Source organism: Burkholderia sp. AU27893 (assembly GCF_002223205.1).
GTDB lineage: Bacteria > Pseudomonadota > Gammaproteobacteria > Burkholderiales > Burkholderiaceae > Burkholderia.
The window spans coordinates 1,245,705-1,266,480 of record NZ_NKFD01000004.1 but is presented as its reverse complement, the minus strand read 5'-3'; the positions used below and the strand labels follow the sequence as shown (position 1 = coordinate 1,266,480).

The following is a 20,776-nucleotide window of genomic DNA, read 5'->3' as shown; positions in this document are numbered from 1 at the left end:
CGAATCCAGCGAGGAGACGATCGATGTCAGCCCCTCTTCAAGCGGACGCCGCGCGTGCCGTCGCGTCCGGTATCGCTTCAACGGACGACGCACTTTACCGCCGCATCGGCGCGCGGATCGTGCCGTTCCTGTTCATTTGCTACATCGTGTCGATCCTCGATCGCAGCAACATCGGCTTCGCCCAGTTGCAGATGCGGCAGGATCTCGGCCTGACCGATGCGATGTACAGCCTCGGCGCGGTGCTGTTCTTCGTCGGCTATGTCTTGTTCGAGGTGCCGAGCAACGCGCTGCTGCGCCGCTTCGGCGCGCGCCGCACGTTTGCGCGGATCATGTTCCTGTGGGGCGCGGTGTCGGTCGCGATGATCACCGTCGACAGCGCGAAGCATTTCTACGTGCTGCGCTTCCTGCTCGGGCTGTTCGAGGCCGGGTTCTTTCCGGGCGTGGTGTTCTACCTGACGTACTGGTATCCGGCACGGCGGCGCGCATCGGTGCTGTCGATCTTCTATGCGGGCGTCGCGGTGGCGGGGATGGTCGGCGGGCTGCTGTCAGGCTGGCTGATGCGCGGGATGTCGGGCGTGCTCGGGCTGCACGGCTGGCAGTGGATGTTCGCGATCGAAGGCGCGCCCGCGATCCTGCTCGGCGTGATCGCGTGGTTCTGGCTGTGCGATCGTCCCGAGCACGCAAAGTGGCTGTCCGACGCCGACCGCCAGCGGCTCGCGGCCGACCTGGCCGCCGACCGCGCCGGTGCCGAGACACCGGCGCCGCATTCGCTGCGGCAGGTGCTGGCCGAACCGCGCACGTACCTGTTCGCGTTCATTTATTTCTCGCTGACCACCGCGCTCCTGATGCTGCTGTTCTGGATGCCGCTGATGATCCGCGAATTCGGCATTCACGACGTCGTGCAGATCAGCCTGTTGTCGGTCGTGCCGAACGCGATCGGCGCGGCCGGCCTGATCGCGATCGCGCGGCGCTCCGACCGCAAGCGCGAACGACGCTGGCACTTCGCCGCATGCGCGTTCGGCGGCGCGGTGGCGCTCGCGCTGCTGACGCTGCACCTGTCGAGCATCGTCGCGATGATGGCGCTGCTGTCGGTCGCGGCGATGCTGATCTTCGCCGCGCATCCGGTGTTCTGGGCCGTGCCGTCCGCGTATTTCTCCGGCGCGGGCGCGGCCGGCGGGATCGCGCTGATCAGCAGCATCGGCGTGTCGAGCGGCATGATCACGCCGTGGCTCGTCGGGCTGATCCGCACCCGAACCGGCAGCATGGACCCGGCAATGCTGATGATCGCGGCGCTGCTGGCCACGTGCGCGGTCGCGATGCTGGTGGGTGTGCGGGCGGCGCCGCGTGCGGAATCGGCGTGACGCGGGCGGTGGCGGTGCGGCTCGGCGGTGCGGTTCAGTGGAAGGACATGAACAGCCCGGGCAGGACGATCAGCCCGTGCAGCGCCAGCGCCCAGTTGATCGTGCCGCCGCGCGCCTGCTGGTCGATCGACAGGCACGCGATTGCCGCGATGACCCCGATGGCCGACAGGCCGGCCGCCCAGAAGAGCGCGGTGATGAACACGCGAAGGCCCATGTACGGATCGTCCATCGAACTGGCGAACCCATAGCCGAACAACAGCGCCAGCAGCTCGATGAGCGCGACGACGAGAAGACCTGACGCGAGACGCGCGGTCAGTTTGGAATTGTCCATGGCAAATCGTGTTGAGGTGGGCCCGGAGCGCTAGCCTATACGATCGGTCCCGAATATGTCGCGCAATGGAGGCGGCGGGACGCGAGGCGGGGGGCGGACGTCGCGCCCCCGAACGCTACGCCCGATACACCTCGATCCGGTTGCGGCCGCGCTCCTTCGCGAGATAGAGCGCCTTGTCGGCGCGCGACAACGGCTGGTAGGCGCCGAAGTCCGACGCCCGCATCGCGTCGATGCCGATGCTGACGGTCAGCGTGACCTGCTGGTCCTCGTGCATGAGCCGCGCCTGCATCGCGCGTTGCTGCACGCGCTGCGCGAAGGCCAGCGCGCGGTCGAGATCCGCGCCCGGCAGAACGATCGCGAATTCCTCGCCGCCGACGCGTCCGACGATGCCGTCCGGCCCGGTTTCCGCGAGCAGCAGCCGCGCGAAATGCCTGAGCGCGCGGTCGCCGACCGGGTGCCCCCAGCGGTCGTTAAGCGCCTTGAAGTGATCGAGATCGAGCATCAGCACCGCGGCGGCCTGGCCGGTCGAGCGCACGGCGCGCAGCGCGGCTTCGCTTTGCCGCATGAACGCATGGCGGTTCGACAGCTGCGTCAGGTGGTCGGTCGTGGCCATCCGGTGCAGTTCGGCCTCGATGTGCTTGCGGTCGGTCGCGTCGGTGATGAAGCCGTGCCACACGGTGCCGCCGTCGGCCGTGCGCTGCGGCCGCGCATCGCCTTCGCGCCAGCGCAGGCCCTGGCCGGGCAGCAGCACGCGATATTCGAGGCGCCACGGCGTCAGTCGTACCGCCGAGTCGTGCAGCGACAGCCGGTAGGCGACCAGGTCGGCCGGATGGATGCGCGTCTCGACCGCCGCCGCGCTGCCGGCGAGCTGCTCGGGCGTCAGCTCGTAGATGTCGGCGACACCCGCGCTCGCGTAGGAAAAGAAGCGGCGCCCGTCGGGCGCCTGGCGCAGCTGGAACACGAGCCCGGGAACCTGGTCGGTGAGGTCCGTGACGAGCGCGGCCGAGTCGCGCAACCGCGCGGCGAGCTCGCGCAGCGCGGTGATGTCCGTGGTCGTCCCGACCATCCGGAGCGCGCGGCCGCGGCTGTCGCGGTCGATCACCTTGCCGCGGCTGCAGATCCATTTGTACGAGCCGTCCTTGCAGCGGATGCGGTGCTCGACCGCGTAATGGTCGGTGCGCTGCTCGAAGTGCGCGAGCATCGCGGCCTTCACGTCGGCGACGTCGTCCGGATGCAGCCGTTCGTATGCATCCTCGATCCGGGTGCTGAGCTCGTGCGGCGCGTAGCCGAGCAGCGCCTTCCAGGCCGGCGAGTAATGGATCTCGCCGGTTTCCACGTTGCGGTCCCACACGCCGGTGCCGCTCTCGGTGAGCGCCTGCGTGGTCAACGTGCTGTGTTCCTCGACGGTGCCGAGGCGCTCGCGCAAGGTCACGGTTTCGATCGCGCGGGCAAGCGTGCTTGCAGCCAGTGTGGCGAGGTCGCGCAGCGTCGTGCGTTGCGTCGCGTCGAGCACCGGGGTCTTGTCGTCCACGACGCACAGCGTGCCGAATGTCGCGCCGTCGGGCGTGGTGAGTTCGCAGGCCGCGACGATCCGCAGTGCGTGACGTGGGCCGTCGTTGCGTGGCCCGTTGGCGTGCGTGCTCCACGGGGCGAACCGCGAATCGGCGGCCGGCGTCGGCTCGGCTTCGGGCAGCCACGCATCGGCGGGCAGCGGGTCGGGAAGCCGATCGGGCAATGCGCCGTCGGCGGCCAGCACGCGTGGCGCATCGGCGTCGGCGCGCGCGACGAACGCGCCTGCGGCGCCGACATGCACTCGCGCGATACGGCAGAGGGTGTCCAGTTCAGGCAGCGGTGGGAGCGCGGGCAGACGGACGGCCGACCTGCGTGCGGAGGCCGGCGCGTCGCCGGTCTCGGTGATGAACATACGGGCCTGCATGGTCGAATTCCGCAACGGACGATTGCCCTCGTGATCGGACGAATGCCGGTCGAACGAGGTCGCTTGGGGACTGCAATCGCAGAGCTTACTGTTGCGCGGAATGCGTGGCAAGCCAACCGGAATCGTCGGTCGGCGCGCGACATTTATGCTAACCGGGAAATAATCCGGCGCGGGTTTCCGCAGACGAATTCATCGATCCGCATCGGCCCGGAAACGTGCCGCGGAACCGCGGATGATGACGGGCGATTCGCCACGTATCACCGTGTTGCGCGGCACCTCCGGGTTCGACGTGCCTGTTGCTTTCGACCTGCGGGATGCCGCGTGCTCAGCCTGCCGTCGAATAGCGCGGCGCGGGCGTGTCGGCCGACAGGTGCGGCGCCATCGTGCGGCGCGCGGCCTCGTACGCGGCCCATTCGTCACCCGCGTGCAGCGACGGGATCGTCACGCGTTCGCCGCGATCGAAGCCGACCAGCGCCGCGTCGACCATGTCGGTCGCCGACATCACGATTTCCTTCGGCAGGTGCTCGAGCGGCAGGCCGCCCGTCTGCCAGAAATCGGTGGCGGTCGCGCCGGGCAGCACGGCCTGCACCCGCACGCCCTTGTCGGCGAGTTCGTGATGCAGCGACTGGCTGAACGCGAGCACGAACGCCTTGCTGCCGCCGTACACGCCGTTCAGCGTTTCCGGCGAGATCGCGACGATCGACGAAATGTTGATCACCGCGCCGTTGCCGCGGGCGACGAAGCCGGGCACCGCCGCATAGGTCAGGCGCGTGAGCGCGGTCACGTTGAGGTCGATCATCCGCGTCATCGCATCGACGTCGCTGTCGAGCAGCGGCGTGTGCGTGCCGATGCCCGCGTTGTTCACGAGCAGCGTGATGCTCGCATCCTGCTTCAGCTTCGCTTCGACGGCGGCGAGTGCGGCTCGGTCGTTGAGGTCGGCGTCGATGATCTCGACGCTGCGCTGCGTGTCGTTCGTGATGCGGTCGGCGAGGGCGGCCAGGCGGTCGCGGTTGCGCGCGACCAGGATCAGGTCGTAGCCGCGGCGCGCGAGGCGGTCCGCGTAGACGGCGCCGATGCCCGACGAGGCGCCGGTAATGAGGGCGGTACCGCGATGTGCTTGCGTCATGATGTGCTCCGTTTCGAGGGAAATGGCCGGATGGCGTGAAGCCATTCTGGTCCCGAATCGCCGCGACACAAATGACGTAGATGGGTATGATTCAGGACATCGGGTCGACCCATTCGCCCGGGACGGGAGAACTCACGTGCACCGCATCGGCTTTCTGATCAGCGACGGCTTCCAGATCATGGCGCTCGCCGCGCAATCGGTGTTCGAGTACGCGAACATGGGCATGAGCGAGCCGTTCTACGGGATGGCCAACTATTCGGTCGACGGCGGCGACGTGCGCTCGTCGCTCGGGCTGCCGGTCGCCACGCACGCGCTGCGTGGGCGGATCGCCGTCGATACGTGGATCGTCGCGGGCGTCAACGATCCGCTCGCTTCGCCGGCGCCGGCCGGCGTCGTCGCGTTCCTGCGCCGCACCCGGGCACGCGCGCGGCGGATCGCCGGCATCTGCACGGGCGCGTTCGTGCTGGCCGAAGCCGGGCTGCTCGCGCAGCGCCGCGCGACGACGCACTGGGCGTTCGGCCGCGACATGCAGCGGTGCTATCCGGAGATCCGCGTCGAGGACGACCGGATCTACATCGTCGACGGCCCGATCTGGACGTCGGCCGGGATGACGGCCGGCCTCGATCTCGCACTCGCGATGGTCGAAAAGGATCTCGGCGCCGATGCGGCCCGCTCGGTCGCGCACAAGCTCGTGATGCACCAGCGGCGCGCCGGCGGCCAGTCGCAGCATTCCGAAATGCTGGAACTCGCACCGAAATCCGACCGGATCCAGAACGCGCTGAATTACGCGCGGCAGAATCTCGGCCGCGCGCTGACGGTCGAGGATCTCGCCGAAGCCGTCCACCTGAGCCCGCGCCAGTTCAGCCGCGTGTTCACGCTCGAAACGGGGCAGTCGCCGGCGAAGGCGATCGAGCGGCTGCGGCTGGAGGCGGCGCGACTGATGATCGAGCAGAGCCGCCATTCGCTCGACGTGATCGCGAAGGAAAACGGCTTTCGCGACCGCCGCCACATGCGCGAGGCGTTCGTGCGCGGGTTCGGCGTCCCGCCGCAGGCGATGCGGCGCGACGCGCGGACGGACGAGCGGGAAGCGGGCTGATGCCGGCGGGGCGACACGCCAGCGAGCGTCGGAAAAATCGCGCAGAATCTCCGGCACGCTTCGTGAGGAGACACCATGCACGCCGAGCCGTTCGAGATTGCGATACCCGATGATGCGCTGGAGGACCTGCGTCGGCGCCTGCGCGCCCGCCGCCCGCCGTTGCTCACGCCCGCCGAGCCGTGGCAGCAGGGGGTGGACGGCGCGTGGCTGAGTGAGCTGACCGACTACTGGGCCGAGCGCTTCGACTGGCGCGCGGTGGAGCGTGCGTTGAACCGGTTGCCGCAGTTCGTCGCGGACGCCGGCGGGCAGCGCGTGCACTTCATCCATCGGCGTGGGGCGGGACCGAAACCTTATCCGCTCGTCATCACGCACGGCTGGCCCGGCTCCGTGTTCGAATTCGCCGCACTGATCGAGCGCCTGTGCGATCCGGCGGCATTCGGCGGCGATCCTGACGACGCGTTCGATGTCGTCGTGCCGTCGCTGCCGGGCTTCCTGTTCTCGCCCGCGCCAACGGCACCCGGCATGTCGGCATGGCAGGTCGCCGACTGCTGGGCGGCGTTGATGTCCGGCCTCGGCTATCGACGCTTCGGCGCGCAAGGCGGCGATCTCGGCGCAGGCGTGTCGATCGCGCTCGGCGCGCGGCATGCCGACCGGGTAGGCGGCATCCATCTGAACTACCTGCCCGGCAGCTACGAACCGCCGGCCGACGCGGCCGTGCCGCTGACCGACGACGAACGGGCCTTCGTGACGCAGCGCGGCGAGTGGGCCGCGCTGGAAGGCGGGTACGCGCACGTGCACATGACGAAGCCGCAGACGCTGGCCGTCGCGCTGAACGATTCGCCGGCCGGACTCGCCGCGTGGATTGCCGAGAAATTCCGCGCGTGGAGCGATTGCGACGGCGACGTCGCACGGCGGTTTTCGCACGACGAGCTGCTGACCGGCATCTCGCTCTACTGGTTCACCGGCTGCATCGGCTCGTCCATGCAGACGTATTGGGAAAACCGCCTGCAGCCCATGCGCTTCGCGGCCGGGCAACGCGTGACGGTGCCCGTCGCGTTCGCGCGCTTTCCGAAGGAAATCAGCCGTCCGCCGCGCAGCTGGCTCGAACGTGTGTTCGACGTCGTGCAGTGGACCGACATGCCGAGCGGCGGCCATTTCGCGGCGATGGAAGAGCCGGATCGGCTGGCCGACGACATTCGGACATTGTTCCGGCGCTTTCGGTGACGATCGGGTCGGCCGGCGACACGCATCGGCGGTCATCCGGTCGACAGGGCGCGCGAGCGCCACGCGGATCGTGACGCGACGGTGGCGCCTGCGTTACCGCGTGACGAACGGCGCGGCGTCGTCCGGCGCGGTACGCGCATGCTTGCGCTGGCGCAGCAGCGCGACGCGGCAGTTCTCGCGCGCGGTCTCGCGGCCGTCGCCGTCGAGCAGCACGAGATCGCCGCGCATCACGTTGAGCGTGATCACGTCCTCACCCGGCGCACCGAGCGTTTCCGGCGTATGCACCGAGCCGGCCGGTTCGAGCACCGTCGAGCCGGCGTGCGCCACCCAGTCGTATTCGCGATAGCGCCACGCCCCCTGCAACGTATGGACGAACACCTCGCCTTCATGACGATGGCGCGGCAGCGTGCCGCCGGCCGGCATCTTCAGCAGCGCGGTGAGCGTGTCTTCGGCCGCATTGATATGCAGGTACTTGATCGCCAGCCCCGGCAGGTCGGCGCTCATCGGCAGCCACGGCAGCGCGTCGCCGGGCAGGCACGAGATCGGCGGCAGGTCGGTGGAGAGCGGGGCGGACGGCTGCGTCATGGCGGGCGGCGGAGCGGAAATGGGGAGCCCGCATTATCGCAGAGCCGGCTCGCGCAGCCGAACGGGACATGTCACATCGGCTCGAGCGCAGGCGACGACGTGCTCCTTACAACTTGAAATATGCAGCTAAACTGTACAGTTTGACTGTATATCTGCTATCTTGAATTCATGAACACGCCATTGCCTCCCTCCGAAGCGCTCCCACTGGCCGGTCTCGCCGGCGAACTTCGCATCTCGGTCGGCAAGCTGATGCGGCGGATGCGGGAGCAGGTCCACCCGAACGACCTCACGTCATCGCAGAAGTCGGTGCTGTTGCGGCTCGACCGCGACGGCCCCGCGACCGTGTCGGCGCTCGCGCGCGCCGAAAGCGTGCGGCCGCAGTCGATGCGCGTGACGGTCGCGACGCTCGAGACGCTCGGCGCCGTCAGCGGCGAGCCCGATCCCACCGACGGCCGGCAGACGCTGATCGCGCTCACGCCCGCTTTCCGCCAGGCGCTGCAGGCCAACCGCGCGGCCAAGGACGACTGGCTGTTCCGCGCAGTGCATGCGCAACTGTCGGAGGCCGAGCAGGCCGAGCTCGCGTCGGCCGTGAAACTGCTGCAGCGGCTCGCCGAATTCCAGGAGCCGCCGCGTTCGTAACCCCTGTCGACCCGCATCGACCCGTTAGTCGAAAGGACAACCCGCATGAACCTCCCGCATCTCGTGTCGTATTTCTTCGGCGGCGCGTTTCTCGCGAACGTCGTGCCGCATCTCGTCAGCGGGTTGCGCGGCGAGCCGTTCCAGACGCCGTTCGCGAATCCGCCCGGGCGCGGGTTGTCGTCGTCCACGGTGAATGTCTTGTGGGGTGTCGCGAACCTCGTGATTGCCTACGTGCTGGTGTGCAGGGTCGGCGACTTCGATCTCCGCGTCACGGCTGACGCGGCGGCATTCGGCCTCGGCATCCTCGCGCTCGGGCTGTTCCTCGCGCGGCGCTTCGGCGAGCTGCACGGCGGCAACGAGCCCGACCGGGAGCGGCCATGAGCGTGCCGGCGGCGGGCGTCTTCCGCTCGCTGCGCAGCTTCAACTATCGCGTGTGGGCGATCGGCTCGCTGGTGTCGAACATCGGCACGTGGATCCAGCGCACCGCGCAGGACTGGCTCGTCCTCACGCAGCTCACGCATCACGACGCGTCGGCCGTCGGGATCGTGATGTCGCTGCAGTTCGGCCCGCAGCTTCTGCTGCTGCCGTGGACGGGTTATGCGGCCGACCGTTTCGACCAGCGCAAGCTGCTGATGGCGACGCAGGCGCTGATGGGCGGGCTCGCGCTGCTGCTGGGGCTGCTGACGGTGACCGGCGTCGCGCAGCTGTGGCACGTGTATTTGTTCGCGTTCCTGTTCGGGTGCGCGTCGGCGTTCGATGCGCCGGTGCGGCAGACGTTCGTTGCCGAGCTGGTCGCCGATCGGGAGCTGGCGAACGCCGTCGCGCTCAACTCGACGTCGTTCAACGCGGCGCGGATGATCGGGCCGGCGGCGGCCGGCTTCATCATCGCGTCGGTCGGCACCGGCTGGGCGTTCCTGCTCAACGGGCTCAGCTTCGTCGCGGTGCTGGCGTCGCTGTCGATGCTGCGGGCCGACGAGCTGCGCGCGCATGCGCGGGCCGACCGCGCGCGCGGGAGCCTGCTCGACGGGTTCCGTTACGTGTGGCAGCGCCCGGACCTGAAGGCGATCCTCGTGATGCTGTTCCTGATCGGCACGTTCGGGCTCAATTTCCAGCTGTTCATCTCGACGATGGCGGCCAGCGTGTTTCATGTCGACGCGCGTGGCTTCGGCGTGTTGTCGTCGATGATGGCCGTCGGCACGATCACCGGTGCGCTGCTCGCGGCGCGCCGCGACCGGCCGCGTTTCCGGCATCTGTGGATCGGCGCGGCGCTGTTCGGGCTCGGCTGCACGCTGGCAGCGCTCGCGCCGGGATATTGGCTGTTCGCCGCCGCGCTCGTGCTGACCGGGATCGCGGCGATCACCTTCATGAACTCGACCAACAGCCTCGTGCAGTTGTCGACCGAGCCGGCAATGCGTGGGCGTGTGATGGCGCTGCGTCTCGCGGTGGCGCTCGGCGGCACGCCGATCGGCGCGCCGGTGGCCGGCTGGGTCGCGAATCATCTCGGCCCGCGCTGGGCGCTCGGTGTCGGCGCGATGTCCGGTTTTGCGGCGGCGCTCGTCGCGACGCATTTCATGAAGCGGATGCGTGCGCAGACGGGCACGGGCGACGGGGCTTGACCGGCAGTAAAGCCGACGCAGGCTACCCGACCGTTCAGCCGTTCAGCCGTTCAGCCGTTCAGCCGTTCAGCCGTTCAGCCGCTCAGCCACTCAGCCACTCAGCCACTCAGCCACTCAGCCACTCAGCCACTCAGCCACTCAGCCACTCAGCCACGATGGCCGTTAAGCGACCGGCCGAGCCGCCGCATGCGCGGCCTCCAGACAAGACTGAAACAGCAACGCAGCCCGCGACGGCCGCGGCGAGCGCCGCAGCAGGCTCACGAACCGGCACCGGTAATTGAACCGATGCGGCGCGATCGGCTGCATCAGCCCCTTGTTTTCGAAGCTTTCCGCGTAATGGTCGGGGAGGAAGCCGAGATAGCGGCCGGACAGGATCAGCGTCGCGATCGACTCCTGGTCCGACGCGGTAGCGCTGCGCGTGAGCTTCGCGCGGTGGCTCAGCTCCATGTTCGGCGAATGGAAGCCGAGGCCCGCGAACGCATGGTTGCGGATCGTCGTCCACGTGAGCTTGCCGTGCGGCGCATCGTAGAGCGGATGCTGGCGGCCGCAGTAGAGCAGCATCCGTTCGTCGAACAGCTCCGAATACACGAGGCTGCCCGAGTTGCGGTGCGCGGGAATGATCCCGACCTGATAGCTGCCGTCGATGATCCCGCGCTCGACCTCGTTGATCGATGCGACATGCAGGTTCAGCGCGACGTCGGGCGCTTCGTCGGCGAACTGGCGGATCGCGTCGCCGAGCCGCGCGTTCGCGTTGGTGGCCGTCTTGTCGAACACCGCGATGTGCAGTTCGCCGCCCATCCGGTCGTGAATGCCGTCGATCCTGCTGCGAAATGCTTCCATCGACGCGAGCAGCCGCAGCGTCTCCTCGTACACCGTCTGGCCCTCGGGCGTCAGCGTGAAGCCCGCGCGGCCGCGCCGGCACAGCACGAGGCCGAGGCGCGTTTCCAGATCCTTCACGTGCCGGCTGATGGTCGAGATGCCGATATTCAGTTCCAGTTCGGCCGCCGCCATCCCGCCGCACTGCACGACGCCCTTGAAGACCCGCAGCAGGCGGAGATCCATGTCGCTGAGCTGCCCGAGCAGCGCGCGACTCTTCGGTTTCTTTGCTTGCATAAATGCGCAAGTGAACATTGATATTGCGATATTCAAAAGACTAATTGGCCTCCCGACAATGCGCAATATCAACATAAGGAGGAGGGGCGCTCCGCGCCGACCGACATGACCGACATCACCACCGCCCAGCACGACGAAACCACCCTCCGCACCGACGCCGCGTGGCTCGACGCGCACTGGATGCCGTTCACCGCCAACCGCCAGTTCAAGGCCGATCCGCGCATGATCGTGTCGGGCAAGGGCGCGTATTACACGGACGCCGAAGGCCGCAAGATCTTCGACGGCCTGTCGGGTCTCTGGTGCACGGGCCTCGGTCACGGCCGCACGGAAATCGTCGAAGCCGTGAGCCGCCAGATCGCGCAGCTCGACTACGCGCCGGCATTCCAGTTCGGCCATCCGAAATCGTTCGAGCTCGCGAACAAGATCAAGGACCTGACGCCGGCCGGCCTCGACTACGTGTTCTTCACGGGTTCGGGCTCGGAAGCGGCCGATACGTCGCTGAAGCTGGCCCGCGCTTACTGGCGCGCGAAGGGCAAGGGCACGAAGACGCGCCTGATCGGCCGCGAAAAGGGCTACCACGGCGTGAACTTCGGCGGTATCTCGGTCGGCGGGATCGGGCCGAACCGCAAGCTGTTCGGCCAGGGCATCGATGCCGACTTCCTGCCGCACACGCAACTGGCTGAAAACAAGTTCTCGCGCGGGATGCCCGAGCACGGTGCCGAGCTGGCCGATCGCCTGCTCGAGCTGATCGCGCTGCACGACGCATCGAACATCGCGGCCGTGATCGTCGAGCCGTTCTCCGGTTCGGCGGGCGTGGTCGTGCCGCCGAAGGGTTACCTGAAGCGCCTGCGCGACATCTGTACCGCGCACGACATCCTGCTGATTTTCGACGAAGTCATCACGGGCTTCGGCCGGGCCGGCGCGATGACGGGCGCCGATGCGTTCGGCGTGGTGCCGGACATCATGAACTTCGCGAAGCAGGTCACGAATGGCACGCAGCCGCTCGGCGGCGTGATCGCGACGAAGGAAATCTACGATACGTTCATGGCCGCGGGCGGTCCCGAGTACATGCTCGAGTTCCCGCACGGCTATACGTATTCGGCGCACCCGGTGGCCTGCGCGGCCGGCGTCGCGGCGCTCGACCTGCTGGTGAAGGAAGACGCGGTGGCCCGCGTGCGCGATCTCGCGCCGCATTTCGAAGCCGCGGTGCACGGGTTGAAGGGCCAGCGCCACATCACCGACATCCGCAACTACGGGCTGGCAGCCGGCCTGACGATCGCGGCGCTGCCGGGCGAGCCGGCACGGCGCCCGTACGAGATCGCGATGCGTTGCTGGGCGAAGGGTTTCTACGTGCGCTACGGCGGCGACACGATCCAGCTGGCGCCCCCGTTCATCTCGGAGAAGCGCGAGATCGACAACCTGGTCAACGCGCTGTCCGACGCGCTGAACGAAGTGGACTGAGCCGCGGCTTGCCCCGAGCGATAACCGAATTCACGAAAGAGTCAGATACATGAAACACGACAGCAACGTAACCTCCACCGTCGGCCACCTGATCGACGGCAAGCGCGTCGACGGCGGCAGCCGCGTCCAGCCGGTGTTCGACCCGGCCACCGGCGAATCGCACAAGAGCGTCGCGCTCGCCGACAAGCTGACCGTCGAAGCCGCGATCGCATCCGCGCAGGCCGCGTTCCCGGCCTGGCGCAATACGCCGCCGCTGAAGCGCGCCCGCGTGATGAGCCGCTTCAAGACGCTGCTCGAGGAACACGCCGACGAGCTGTGCGCGTTGATCACGGCCGAGCACGGCAAGGTGCTCGCCGATGCGATGGGCGAACTGCAGCGCGGGATCGAGAACGTCGAATATGCGACCTATGTGCCCGAACTGCTGAAAGGCGAGCACAGCAAGAACGTCGGCCCCGCGATCGATTCGTGGAGCGAGTTCCAGGCGCTCGGCGTCGCGGCCGGCATCACGCCGTTCAACTTCCCGGTGATGGTGCCGTTGTGGATGTGGCCGATGGCCGTCGCGAGCGGCAACACGTTCGTGCTGAAGCCGTCGGAGCGTACGCCGTCGTCGACGTTGCGCATGGCCGAGCTCGCGCTCGAAGCGGGCCTGCCGCCGGGCGTGCTGAACGTCGTGAACGGCGACAAGGAAGCGGTCGACACGCTGCTGACCGACCCGCGCGTGAAGGCGGTGAGCTTCGTCGGCTCGACGCCGATCGCCGAATACATCTACTCGACCGGCTGCGCGCACGGCAAGCGCGTGCAGGCGCTCGGCGGCGCGAAGAACTTCGCGGTCGTGATGCCGGATGCGGACATCGGCAACGCGGTGAACGCGCTGATGGGCGCCGCGTACGGTTCGTGCGGCGAGCGCTGCATGGCGATTCCGCTGGTCGTCGCGATCGGCGACGAGACGGGCGACCAGGTCGTCGCGGGCCTGAAGGCCGAGATCGAGAAGATGAAGGTCGGCCCGGGCAACGGTGCGGGCGTCGACATGGGCCCGCTCGTCACGCAGCAGCATTTCGAGAAGGTGACGGGTTTCGTCGAAGCCGGTGTGGCAGCGGGCGCGACGCTCGTCGTCGACGGCCGCGGCGTGAAGGTCGACGGCCACGACGGCGGTTATTACCTCGGCCCGTGCCTGTTCGACAACGTGAAGCCCGGCATGCCGATCTACCAGCACGAGATCTTCGGGCCGGTGCTCGGCGTGATCCGCCTGAAGTCGCTCGACGAGGCGATGGCGCTGATCGACGCGCACGAGTACGGCAACGGCACCTGCCTGTTCACGCGCGACGGCGAGGCCGCGCGCTACTTCAGCGACAACATCCAGATCGGCATGGTCGGTATCAACGTGCCGCTGCCGGTGCCGGTTGCGTACCACTCGTTCGGCGGCTGGAAGCGTTCGCTGTTCGGCGACCTGCACGCGTACGGCCCGGACGCCGTGCGCTTCTACACGAAGCGCAAGACGATCACGCAGCGCTGGCCGTCGGCCGGCGTGCGCGAAGGCACCGTGTTCAGCTTCCCGTCGAACCGCTGACGCGCCCCGGCTGCATGCGTCGTCCGCCTGCCTGATGGCGGGCAACGCGACGCAATGCGGCCGGCGTGACCGCGAGGAGGCCCGCCCGGACCGGCGATCCGCGCGGGCTTTTTTACGTCTGCTCGGCGAGCACGGAAGATGGCGGAAGGACGCTTACGGCGCGACCACGTGCCACATGTCGTTGAAGTTGTCGCCGTTGCGGTCGCCCTGTTTCATGTCCTTCGAGAAGAAGTAGAGCGGCTTGCCCTTGTAGGCCCATTGCGGGCTGCCGTCGTCGCGCTTGACGATCGTGTAGGGCCCGACCGGAACGTCGGTCGCGCTGGCCTTGTACGGTGGCCAGAAGGATTCGCATTGGCCCGTGCACGCACTGGTGCCGGCGTTGGCCTTGTCCTTGTCGAACGTGTAGACGGTCATCCCGTTCGCGGCGACGAGTGAACCGTTTTCGACTTTCGTGATCGAGCCTTGGGCCGACGCCGAAGCGGATGCGATGGCGAGCAGGGCGGAGCTGACGAGCAGCGCGGCTTTCATGGGGGCCTCCTGTAATCCGGTGGGCGGCCGCGATCGTGCACGGGCGAGCGTGCGCCGGGATCGCGATGAATGGTGCCGGAACGCGGTGCCGTTACCGCCGGTGCGAGCGACGCAGGGTCGAATGGCGGTGAACGGGGCGCTCCATTCACGATAGGCGGTTTTTGGCGGGGCTGCGAGGAGATCGGGGGCGTATCGGCCGCGCGTGGGCGTCACGCAACGGTGGGGTGCTACCGTGCGTCACACCCACAGCCGGTACATCCAGAACGACTCGTCCTCGATGAAGCGTTGCGTGAATTCGCTCGGCGAGAAACCCGTGATGCGCTTGACCTCGCGGCTCAGGTGCGCCTGGTCGGCGAACCCTTCGTCCAGCGCCAGCGTGGCCCAGTTGAACGCGGCGCCGGCTTCGTACCGGTCGCGCGCCGCGAAGAATGCGCTTTCCGTCCTGACGAGCGTTTGCCATTCGCGCAGCGATCGGCCGCTGTAGCTCTTGATCCGCCGCTCGACCTGGCGCGGGCTATGGGTATGCCGCCATTCGCGCGCCTGCAGCGCGAGGCGCTCGACCCAGCTGCGTCCCGCATTGCGTAGCGACGACAGCGGCGTCGTGGGCCGCAACGCCTGCCAGCGACGCGCAAGATGACGTTCGATCGCCGCCAGCGCATCGGCATCGCGTTCCGCGCCGACCAGCGTGTCGAGCAGCGGATGCCAGTCGTCGCCGAGGCACGCATGGGCGTCGAGCACGCGATCGTGGATGTCCGCCAGCGCGATGCCGAACAGCGCCCGCGCCGCATCGGCGGTGAAGCAGATCATGCCGATCCGTCCGCCCGTCGGCGCCCAGGCCACGGTAGGGGCCGAGTGGCTGCCCGACAGCGTTACGGCTGCACCGAAGGGGCGCCACCGGGGCCCGTCGGCCGTGGATTCGACGAAGCCCACGTCGAGATCCCGATACCACGACACGCACACGAGCGGCGTGGCCGGAAAATGCGAGAGCCGCTGCGCGTCGCTCAAGGCGACCCCGCGCGTGTCGTGCAACACGATCGCGACCACCGCACCCTGCAGCGCCGCCGGCGCGGGGTACAGCCGTCCACGCGGCGCCCGCCCGTCGCTCGGCGCGCGAGGGGCGCGTGCGAGCGGATCGGGGCACGACAGCGGGATCGATGACGGGGCGGAGCACATGACGCTGGAGTATAGGGAGCGGCCCGACGCGTGTCGATGTCGTTTGCGTTCAAGACCGCCGCCATGCCGGTGCGGACAATCCGTCCCATGAATACGCGATCCACATCCTCATGTCCATTCCATACGGGCGCTGCCGCGGCGGCGCCCGTGCTTCACCCGCCCGGCGTATGGCCGCCGGGGCCGCCTGCCGGCCTGACGGGTTGGGGGCTGCTGCGCGCGATGTCGCGCGACCTGCTCGGCACGCTGGCCGGCTGGCGGCGCGCATACGGTGACGTCGTGCACGTGCGCGTGTGGCCCGAGCATGCGGTGGTCGTGACCGATCCGGCGCTCGTACGCGAACTGCTGGTCACGCATCACGACGCGCTCGGGCGCTGGGAGCGTGCCGTCCGCGTGTTTGCGCAGGTCCATGGCCATAGCGTGCTGATCGCCGAAGGCGACGCGTGGCGCGACAAGCGGCAGGCGTTGCAGCCGAATTTCATGCCGAAGGCGGTACAGACGTTCGTGCCGTCGATCGCGGCGACGGCCGGACATGCGCTCGCGCAGTGGCCTGCGCGCGATCCGGACTGGCCGATCGAAAGCGCGCTGACGTCGCTGGCGATGGACGTGATCATGCGCACGATGTTCTCCGACGCGATCGGCGACGACGCACGGGCGGCCGAGGAAGCCGTGCGCGCGGTGAGCGCGGCGGCCAACGCCGATTTTTACTGGCCCGCGAGCACGCCGGACTGGGTGCCGTGGAAGCGCGGCAAGGCCCGGGCGATGGCCGTGCTGAACGGGCTGATCGACCGGCAACTGCATGCGCGTCTCGACCTGCCGGCGCGTGCGTGGCCCGACGATCTGCTGTCGCGTTTGTTGCGGCTGCATCGGGACGACGCGCGGCGATGGCCGTTGCACGCCGTGCACGACGAATGCATGACCGCGTTCCTCGCGGGCCACGAGACGACGGCCGGCGCACTGACCTGGTGGGCGTGGTGCATGGCGACGAATCCGGCGGCGCAGGCCGCCGCGCGCGATGAAGTGTCGCGCGTGCTGGGCGGTTGCGCGCCGTCCGCCGAGACGCGCACGTCGTTACGCTACCTGACGCACACGCTCGAGGAAACGCTGCGCCTGTATCCGTCGGCGCCAATCCTGATCAGCCGCCGCGCGTCGCGGCCGATCGTGCTGGGGCCGTGGCAGTTTCCCGCGCGGACGCTGTTCATGCTGCCGCTGCAACTCATGCAGCGCGATGCGCGATGGTTCGACGCGCCCGACGTGTTTCGCCCCGAGCGTTTTGCGGACGACGCGCCAGCCGCGCCGCGCGGCTCCTACATGCCGTTCGGCACGGGCCCGCGCGTGTGTCTCGGCCAGCATCTGGCGATGACGGAAATGACGGTCGTCGCGGCGATGATCCTGCAGCGCTACGCGTTGTCGGCGCCGCCCGGCAGGATGCCGCCGCGGCCGGTGCTGAACGTGACGCTGCGGCCGGACCGGCCGCTGCATCTCGCGATCGCGCCGGCGGCGGAGGGGGTTCCATGTGATGCGGTCGACGCGGCCGCGCGAGCGTGCCGCTGAGTCGACGACGGATATCGAACGCGACGGCAGGCTCGGCTGATTCGCGTGTCGCGCACGCTTGCCGTTCGCGACACGCAACGCAATCGAATCGTCGGAATTTGAATGCATGCCGGCCGCTGCATTCGGCGCCACTGGCGCGGCATCGCGCAGCACCTATGCTTGAAGGGCCCAGGTCGGGCTCAGCTCAAGGAGGCGGGTCATGCGCATGCTTCTCAACATACGAATCCCTCACGAGCCGTTCAACACGCTGGTGCGCGACGGCAGCGTCGGCGACGTGATCGGGCGAATACTGGAAGCGGTCAAGCCCGAGGCCGTGTATTTCACGGAGCAGAACGGCGGGCGCGGGGCGGTCGTGATCGTCGACCTGAATGATCCGTCGCAGATCCCGGCGCTCGCGGAGCCGTGGTTCCTGATGCTGAATGCGGACTGCGAGTTCCGCGTGGTGATGTTGCCGGACGATCTCAAGAACGCCGGGCTCGCGCAGATCGGCGCGACGTGGAAGCAGACACAGACGTAGCGGGAATCGGCGCATGACGATCCCCCTGCTCGAAACCCGGGCAGGCGGCTTGGCGCGCCGTCGTTCGCGTGCCGGCTATCGCGCGGGCTGCGACGGTTCGGCGTTCGCTGTTTGCCCGTCTTTCGGCCGCACCAGCAACAGCAGGCCGCTCAGTGCCGCGGCAGCGACGAACACGAAAAAGCACTGTTCGTTCCATCGGCGCAGGCTGTCGGACGCCACGCCGCCGTGACTCCCGGCCGAGGCGCCGGCTTCCAGCAGGAACGTGAAGACGGCCGGCACCGGCGCTGAACCGAGGTAGGCCAGGAACGCGAACTGCAGCCGGCCGCGGGTCAGGATCGACCAGACGTGCTTGCCCCTCAGGCAAGCGACCAGTATCACCGGCGGGATGAGCACGATCGATGCGGCACTGATCGCGCACAACAGCAGCCAGCCAAGTCCGATGATCGGAATGAGCGACATGAAGCGGGTTTCCTGTTGTCGGGCAATCGTGTTGTCGAAGGCATCCGCATCAGCGTTACCGGATGACCCCGGCAAGCGGCGCTTCACGGAGTGTGCCCGATTCCCTGCCGGTTGCCATCCACCGAGATCGATTCGGTCATCCGGCCGCGTCTTCCCCCAGCGCCTGGATGAAGCGCGAAAACAGCTCGGGCTGCGACGCAATCCCGAGCTTCGCGTACAAATGCCGCCGGTGCACCTTCACCGTTTCGGGGGAGATCGCGAGCCGCTCGGCAATCGCCTTCGACGAATTGCCGCGCAGCACCATTCGCGCGATCGACATCTCGCGATCGGTCAGCACGCCCGCGCCGAAGCGGGCAAGCGCCTGCTCGACCCGCGCGCCGAGATCGGCATCGGGCGTCGCGCGCGCCGCGTCGCCCACCAGCCGCCAGTGCTGCCGGATCGCCGCGAGCACCCACGGCATCGCGGCCGTCAGCTTGCCGAGCGGCTCGACGTCGAACCGCGTGCCCGCGCCGAGCGACAGCGACAGCAGCGTGTCGGCGTTCGGCCGCACGAGAATCTGGATCTCGTCCTCGCCGACGGCGTCGCGGAAGTAGCTCAGGAAATATTCGCTCTGCCGGAACAGGTCGGGCGCGACTTCCTCGAGCCGATAGCAGCCGTCGGCGAGCCCGTCGTGCGCGGCCTGCAGGAACGGGTCGAGCAGATACAAGCCGTTCAGGTAGAGCGGCACGGGCGATGCGGCGTCGGTGCCGCCCGTGTCGTATTCGTCGAGCACGAGCGGCACGCCGTCGCGGCCGATCGCGGTCGCGAGCGCGTTGTCGAACGGCGCCATTTCGTTGAGCAGCAGCACCAGGAACCGCCAGAAGCGCGGCTGGCCGAGATGATCGATTGCGCGGCCGAGCGCCTGGTGCATCGCGATTTCGGAAAAGAGACGATCCATACCACCACCGGAAGGGCGTAACACGAAGGGGGAATAGCGGTCCTGAAATTGGCTTCCTAGACTGCCACGCAATCAATCGGGCCCGAGTATGGGCGTTCAAAAAAAAGTGGCAAAGGATCGACCCAAGCACAGGAGAACGAAATGGCGATGATGTCGGAATCGACGGGCACGCTGCAAGCGGCGCCTGCAACGGAAGACGCGCCGCGCGCGCTGTCGCAGACGCTCAGCGTGCGCGATGCGGTGATGATTACCGTGTCGGGCGTGACGCCCGCGAGCTCGATCTTCGTGATCGCGCCGTTCGCGATCCAGCAGGCCGGCAGCGGCGCCGTGCTGTCGTTCCTGCTCGGCGGCGTGCTCGCGCTGGCGTTCGCGCTCTGCTATGCGGAGCTCAGCGCCGCGCACCGCAGCGCGGGCGGCGAGTACGTGATGGCCAAGCGCGTGTTCGGCACGCTGCCCGGCTACCTGACCTTCATCACGGTGCTGTCCGTCAGCGTATTCATCCCGGCCGTGCTCGCGAGCGGCGCCGCGCCTTACCTGAACAACGCGCTCGGCACGCATTTCAGCAACCAGTCGGTCGCGCTGACGATCGTGCTGCTCAGCTACCTGCTCGGCATGCTGAACATCAAGACGAACGCGTGGATCACGGGCGCGTTTCTCGTCGTCGAGATCGGCGTGCTGATGCTGATCGCGGGCCTCGGCTTCGGGTCGCCGCATCGTGGCGCCGACGCGCTGGTCGCGCCGGTCGTCGCGAGCGGCAATGCGCTCGTGCCGGCGACGCTGGCTGCGATCGTCCCGGCGATCGGCACGGCGATCTTCTGCTACAACGGCTTCGGCTCGGCCGCCTATCTCGCGGAAGACCTGCGCGGCGGCAACCGCAATGTCGCGAAGGCGGTGATCTACTCGCTGCTCGTGATCCTCGTCGTCGAACTGATTCCGCTCACCGCGATCGTGCTCGGCGCGCCGTCGCTGACCGAGCTGTCGAAGAGCGCCGACCCGATCGGCTACGTCGTGCGTTCGCTGAGCAACCCGGCCGTGTCGCGCGTGGTCAGCGGCGGGATCTTCCTGTCGGTGTTCAACGCGATCATCGCGATCGTGATCACGATGGGCCGACTGCTGTACAGCAGCGGCCGGCACGCGCTCTGGTCGCGCACCTGCAACCGCGCCTTCTCGACGATCCATCCGCGCTTCGAATCGCCTTGGCTCGCCACCATCGCGCTCGCGGTGCCGTCGGCGGGGCTCGTGTTCGTGTCGAGTCTCGACGAACTGACCGCGTTCACGGTCGACCTGCTGCTGCTGATCTATCTGGTCGTCGGGCTGGCCGCGCTCGCGAGCCGCTTCGTGCGTCGTGACGTCGAGCATCATTACCGGATGCCGTTGTGGCCCGTGACGCCGCTTGTCGCGGTAATCGGCGCGGCCTACACGCTCTACACGACGCTGGCGACTGCCACGAAGCCGACCGACCTGATCATCATTGCCGGGCTGCTGGTCGCCGCGCTCGTGATGTATGCGGTCTGGGCACGCCACAGCGAAGCCTTCCGCACGCTCTGAGCGCGGGA

General features: G+C 68.2%; 20 protein-coding genes. 11 read left to right on the top strand and 9 right to left on the bottom strand.

Annotated features, from left to right (window positions below; all coding sequences use genetic code 11):
- The first annotated feature begins 23 nt into the window (after positions 1-23).
- Complete coding sequence (locus CFB47_RS25595; protein ID WP_089462696.1) at positions 24-1,361, top strand: MFS transporter; 1,338 nt, start codon at positions 24-26, stop codon at positions 1,359-1,361.
- Between the two features lie 34 nt (positions 1,362-1,395).
- On the opposite strand, the gene CFB47_RS25590 is transcribed toward CFB47_RS25595, so the two are convergent.
- The 3 genes from CFB47_RS25590 to CFB47_RS25580 all read right to left on the bottom strand — a co-directional run bounded on the left by CFB47_RS25590 (position 1,396) and on the right by CFB47_RS25580 (position 4,754).
- Complete coding sequence (locus CFB47_RS25590) at positions 1,396-1,692, bottom strand: hypothetical protein (RefSeq protein ID WP_089462695.1); 297 nt, start codon at positions 1,690-1,692, stop codon at positions 1,396-1,398.
- Between the two features lie 115 nt (positions 1,693-1,807).
- Positions 1,808-3,628 carry a sensor domain-containing diguanylate cyclase gene (locus tag CFB47_RS25585; RefSeq protein ID WP_256946752.1) on the bottom strand — a complete coding sequence of 607 codons (1,821 nt, stop codon included), beginning with the start codon at positions 3,626-3,628 and terminating at the stop codon, positions 1,808-1,810.
- Between the two features lie 325 nt (positions 3,629-3,953).
- Complete coding sequence (locus CFB47_RS25580) at positions 3,954-4,754, bottom strand: SDR family oxidoreductase (RefSeq protein WP_089462693.1); 801 nt, start codon at positions 4,752-4,754, stop codon at positions 3,954-3,956.
- A gap of 136 nt (positions 4,755-4,890) precedes the next feature.
- Between CFB47_RS25580 and CFB47_RS25575 the strand changes: the two genes are divergently transcribed.
- Together CFB47_RS25575 and CFB47_RS25570 are read left to right on the top strand one after the other, a co-directional pair.
- Positions 4,891-5,850: a GlxA family transcriptional regulator gene (locus CFB47_RS25575; RefSeq protein ID WP_089462692.1), complete on the top strand. Its 960-nt coding sequence runs from the start codon at positions 4,891-4,893 to the stop codon at positions 5,848-5,850.
- Positions 5,851-5,925: 75 nt separating this feature from the next.
- Complete coding sequence (locus CFB47_RS25570; protein ID WP_089462691.1) at positions 5,926-7,074, top strand: epoxide hydrolase family protein; 1,149 nt, start codon at positions 5,926-5,928, stop codon at positions 7,072-7,074.
- Positions 7,075-7,167: 93 nt separating this feature from the next.
- Here the strand turns inward: CFB47_RS25570 and CFB47_RS25565 are convergent, their stop codons facing one another.
- Positions 7,168-7,659, bottom strand: coding sequence for a 2,4'-dihydroxyacetophenone dioxygenase family protein (locus tag CFB47_RS25565; RefSeq protein WP_089462690.1), 492 nt, complete (start codon positions 7,657-7,659; stop codon positions 7,168-7,170).
- 168 nt (positions 7,660-7,827) lie between these two features.
- Here CFB47_RS25565 and CFB47_RS25560 point away from each other — a divergent pair, with 168 nt between their 5' ends.
- Genes CFB47_RS25560 through CFB47_RS25550 form a run of 3 tightly spaced genes read left to right on the top strand, consistent with a single transcriptional unit; the run spans position 7,828 to position 9,914 of the window.
- Positions 7,828-8,298 carry a MarR family winged helix-turn-helix transcriptional regulator gene (locus tag CFB47_RS25560; protein WP_089462689.1) on the top strand — a complete coding sequence of 157 codons (471 nt, stop codon included), beginning with the start codon at positions 7,828-7,830 and terminating at the stop codon, positions 8,296-8,298.
- A gap of 45 nt (positions 8,299-8,343) precedes the next feature.
- Entirely contained in the window at positions 8,344-8,679 is a 336-nt protein-coding gene (locus tag CFB47_RS25555) for a hypothetical protein (RefSeq protein ID WP_089458132.1), read from the top strand.
- Positions 8,676-9,914 carry an MFS transporter gene (locus tag CFB47_RS25550; RefSeq protein WP_089462688.1) on the top strand — a complete coding sequence of 413 codons (1,239 nt, stop codon included), beginning with the start codon at positions 8,676-8,678 and terminating at the stop codon, positions 9,912-9,914. Before CFB47_RS25555 ends, CFB47_RS25550 begins: the two co-directional genes overlap by 4 nt.
- Before the next feature lie 162 nt (positions 9,915-10,076).
- Here the strand turns inward: CFB47_RS25550 and CFB47_RS25545 are convergent, their stop codons facing one another.
- The gene (locus CFB47_RS25545) at positions 10,077-11,027 is read right to left on the bottom strand and encodes a LysR family transcriptional regulator (RefSeq protein ID WP_089458134.1); all 951 of its coding nucleotides are present in this window, start codon (positions 11,025-11,027) and stop codon (positions 10,077-10,079) included.
- A 105-nt stretch (positions 11,028-11,132) separates the two neighbouring features.
- On the opposite strand from CFB47_RS25545, the gene CFB47_RS25540 reads away from it, so the two are divergent.
- Positions 11,133-12,488: an aspartate aminotransferase family protein gene (locus tag CFB47_RS25540; RefSeq protein ID WP_089442555.1), complete on the top strand. Its 1,356-nt coding sequence runs from the start codon at positions 11,133-11,135 to the stop codon at positions 12,486-12,488.
- 49 nt (positions 12,489-12,537) lie between these two features.
- Complete coding sequence (locus tag CFB47_RS25535) at positions 12,538-14,055, top strand: CoA-acylating methylmalonate-semialdehyde dehydrogenase (RefSeq protein ID WP_089462686.1); 1,518 nt, start codon at positions 12,538-12,540, stop codon at positions 14,053-14,055.
- A 153-nt stretch (positions 14,056-14,208) separates the two neighbouring features.
- Here CFB47_RS25535 and CFB47_RS25530 read toward each other — a convergent pair whose 3' ends face one another.
- The gene (locus CFB47_RS25530) at positions 14,209-14,583 is read right to left on the bottom strand and encodes a hypothetical protein (RefSeq protein WP_089458136.1); all 375 of its coding nucleotides are present in this window, start codon (positions 14,581-14,583) and stop codon (positions 14,209-14,211) included.
- Between the two features lie 237 nt (positions 14,584-14,820).
- Positions 14,821-15,756: an AraC family transcriptional regulator gene (locus CFB47_RS25525; protein ID WP_089458137.1), complete on the bottom strand. Its 936-nt coding sequence runs from the start codon at positions 15,754-15,756 to the stop codon at positions 14,821-14,823.
- An 87-nt stretch (positions 15,757-15,843) separates the two neighbouring features.
- Here CFB47_RS25525 and CFB47_RS25520 point away from each other — a divergent pair, with 87 nt between their 5' ends.
- Both CFB47_RS25520 and CFB47_RS25515 read left to right on the top strand, forming a co-directional pair.
- Positions 15,844-17,307, top strand: a complete 1,464-nt coding sequence (locus CFB47_RS25520; protein ID WP_089462685.1) for a cytochrome P450 — start codon at positions 15,844-15,846, stop codon at positions 17,305-17,307.
- 199 nt (positions 17,308-17,506) lie between these two features.
- The gene (locus tag CFB47_RS25515) at positions 17,507-17,824 is read left to right on the top strand and encodes a panthothenate synthetase (protein WP_089462684.1); all 318 of its coding nucleotides are present in this window, start codon (positions 17,507-17,509) and stop codon (positions 17,822-17,824) included.
- Between the two features lie 75 nt (positions 17,825-17,899).
- Here CFB47_RS25515 and CFB47_RS25510 read toward each other — a convergent pair whose 3' ends face one another.
- Positions 17,900-18,370 carry a hypothetical protein gene (locus tag CFB47_RS25510; protein WP_256941151.1) on the bottom strand — a complete coding sequence of 157 codons (471 nt, stop codon included), beginning with the start codon at positions 18,368-18,370 and terminating at the stop codon, positions 17,900-17,902.
- Positions 18,371-18,419: 49 nt separating this feature from the next.
- Positions 18,420-19,220, bottom strand: coding sequence for a helix-turn-helix transcriptional regulator (locus CFB47_RS25505; RefSeq protein WP_089458141.1), 801 nt, complete (start codon positions 19,218-19,220; stop codon positions 18,420-18,422).
- A gap of 141 nt (positions 19,221-19,361) precedes the next feature.
- Here CFB47_RS25505 and CFB47_RS25500 point away from each other — a divergent pair, with 141 nt between their 5' ends.
- On the top strand, positions 19,362-20,768 hold the full coding sequence (locus tag CFB47_RS25500) for an APC family permease (RefSeq protein WP_089462683.1): 1,407 nt from the start codon (positions 19,362-19,364) through the stop codon (positions 20,766-20,768).
- The last annotated feature ends 8 nt before the right edge of the window (positions 20,769-20,776 follow it).

Bases quoted from the DNA above. Each gene is read 5' to 3' on its own strand.
- CFB47_RS25570 (WP_089462691.1), top strand. From the start codon at position 5,926: ATGCACGCCGAGCCGTTCGAGATTGCGATACCCGATGATGCGCTGGAG.
- CFB47_RS25530 (WP_089458136.1), bottom strand. From the start codon at position 14,583: ATGAAAGCCGCGCTGCTCGTCAGCTCCGCCCTGCTCGCCATCGCATCC.
- CFB47_RS25515 (WP_089462684.1), top strand. From the start codon at position 17,507: ATGCGCATGCTTCTCAACATACGAATCCCTCACGAGCCGTTCAACACG.
- CFB47_RS25505 (WP_089458141.1), bottom strand. From the start codon at position 19,220: ATGGATCGTCTCTTTTCCGAAATCGCGATGCACCAGGCGCTCGGCCGC.
- CFB47_RS25590 (WP_089462695.1), bottom strand. From the start codon at position 1,692: ATGGACAATTCCAAACTGACCGCGCGTCTCGCGTCAGGTCTTCTCGTC.
- CFB47_RS25545 (WP_089458134.1), bottom strand. From the start codon at position 11,027: ATGCAAGCAAAGAAACCGAAGAGTCGCGCGCTGCTCGGGCAGCTCAGC.
- CFB47_RS25560 (WP_089462689.1), top strand. From the start codon at position 7,828: ATGAACACGCCATTGCCTCCCTCCGAAGCGCTCCCACTGGCCGGTCTC.
- CFB47_RS25555 (WP_089458132.1), top strand. From the start codon at position 8,344: ATGAACCTCCCGCATCTCGTGTCGTATTTCTTCGGCGGCGCGTTTCTC.
- CFB47_RS25565 (WP_089462690.1), bottom strand. From the start codon at position 7,659: ATGACGCAGCCGTCCGCCCCGCTCTCCACCGACCTGCCGCCGATCTCG.
- CFB47_RS25585 (WP_256946752.1), bottom strand. From the start codon at position 3,628: ATGCAGGCCCGTATGTTCATCACCGAGACCGGCGACGCGCCGGCCTCC.
- CFB47_RS25580 (WP_089462693.1), bottom strand. From the start codon at position 4,754: ATGACGCAAGCACATCGCGGTACCGCCCTCATTACCGGCGCCTCGTCG.
- CFB47_RS25500 (WP_089462683.1), top strand. From the start codon at position 19,362: ATGGCGATGATGTCGGAATCGACGGGCACGCTGCAAGCGGCGCCTGCA.
- CFB47_RS25520 (WP_089462685.1), top strand. From the start codon at position 15,844: ATGAATACGCGATCCACATCCTCATGTCCATTCCATACGGGCGCTGCC.
- CFB47_RS25525 (WP_089458137.1), bottom strand. From the start codon at position 15,756: ATGTGCTCCGCCCCGTCATCGATCCCGCTGTCGTGCCCCGATCCGCTC.
- CFB47_RS25550 (WP_089462688.1), top strand. From the start codon at position 8,676: ATGAGCGTGCCGGCGGCGGGCGTCTTCCGCTCGCTGCGCAGCTTCAAC.
- CFB47_RS25540 (WP_089442555.1), top strand. From the start codon at position 11,133: ATGACCGACATCACCACCGCCCAGCACGACGAAACCACCCTCCGCACC.
- CFB47_RS25595 (WP_089462696.1), top strand. From the start codon at position 24: ATGTCAGCCCCTCTTCAAGCGGACGCCGCGCGTGCCGTCGCGTCCGGT.
- CFB47_RS25535 (WP_089462686.1), top strand. From the start codon at position 12,538: ATGAAACACGACAGCAACGTAACCTCCACCGTCGGCCACCTGATCGAC.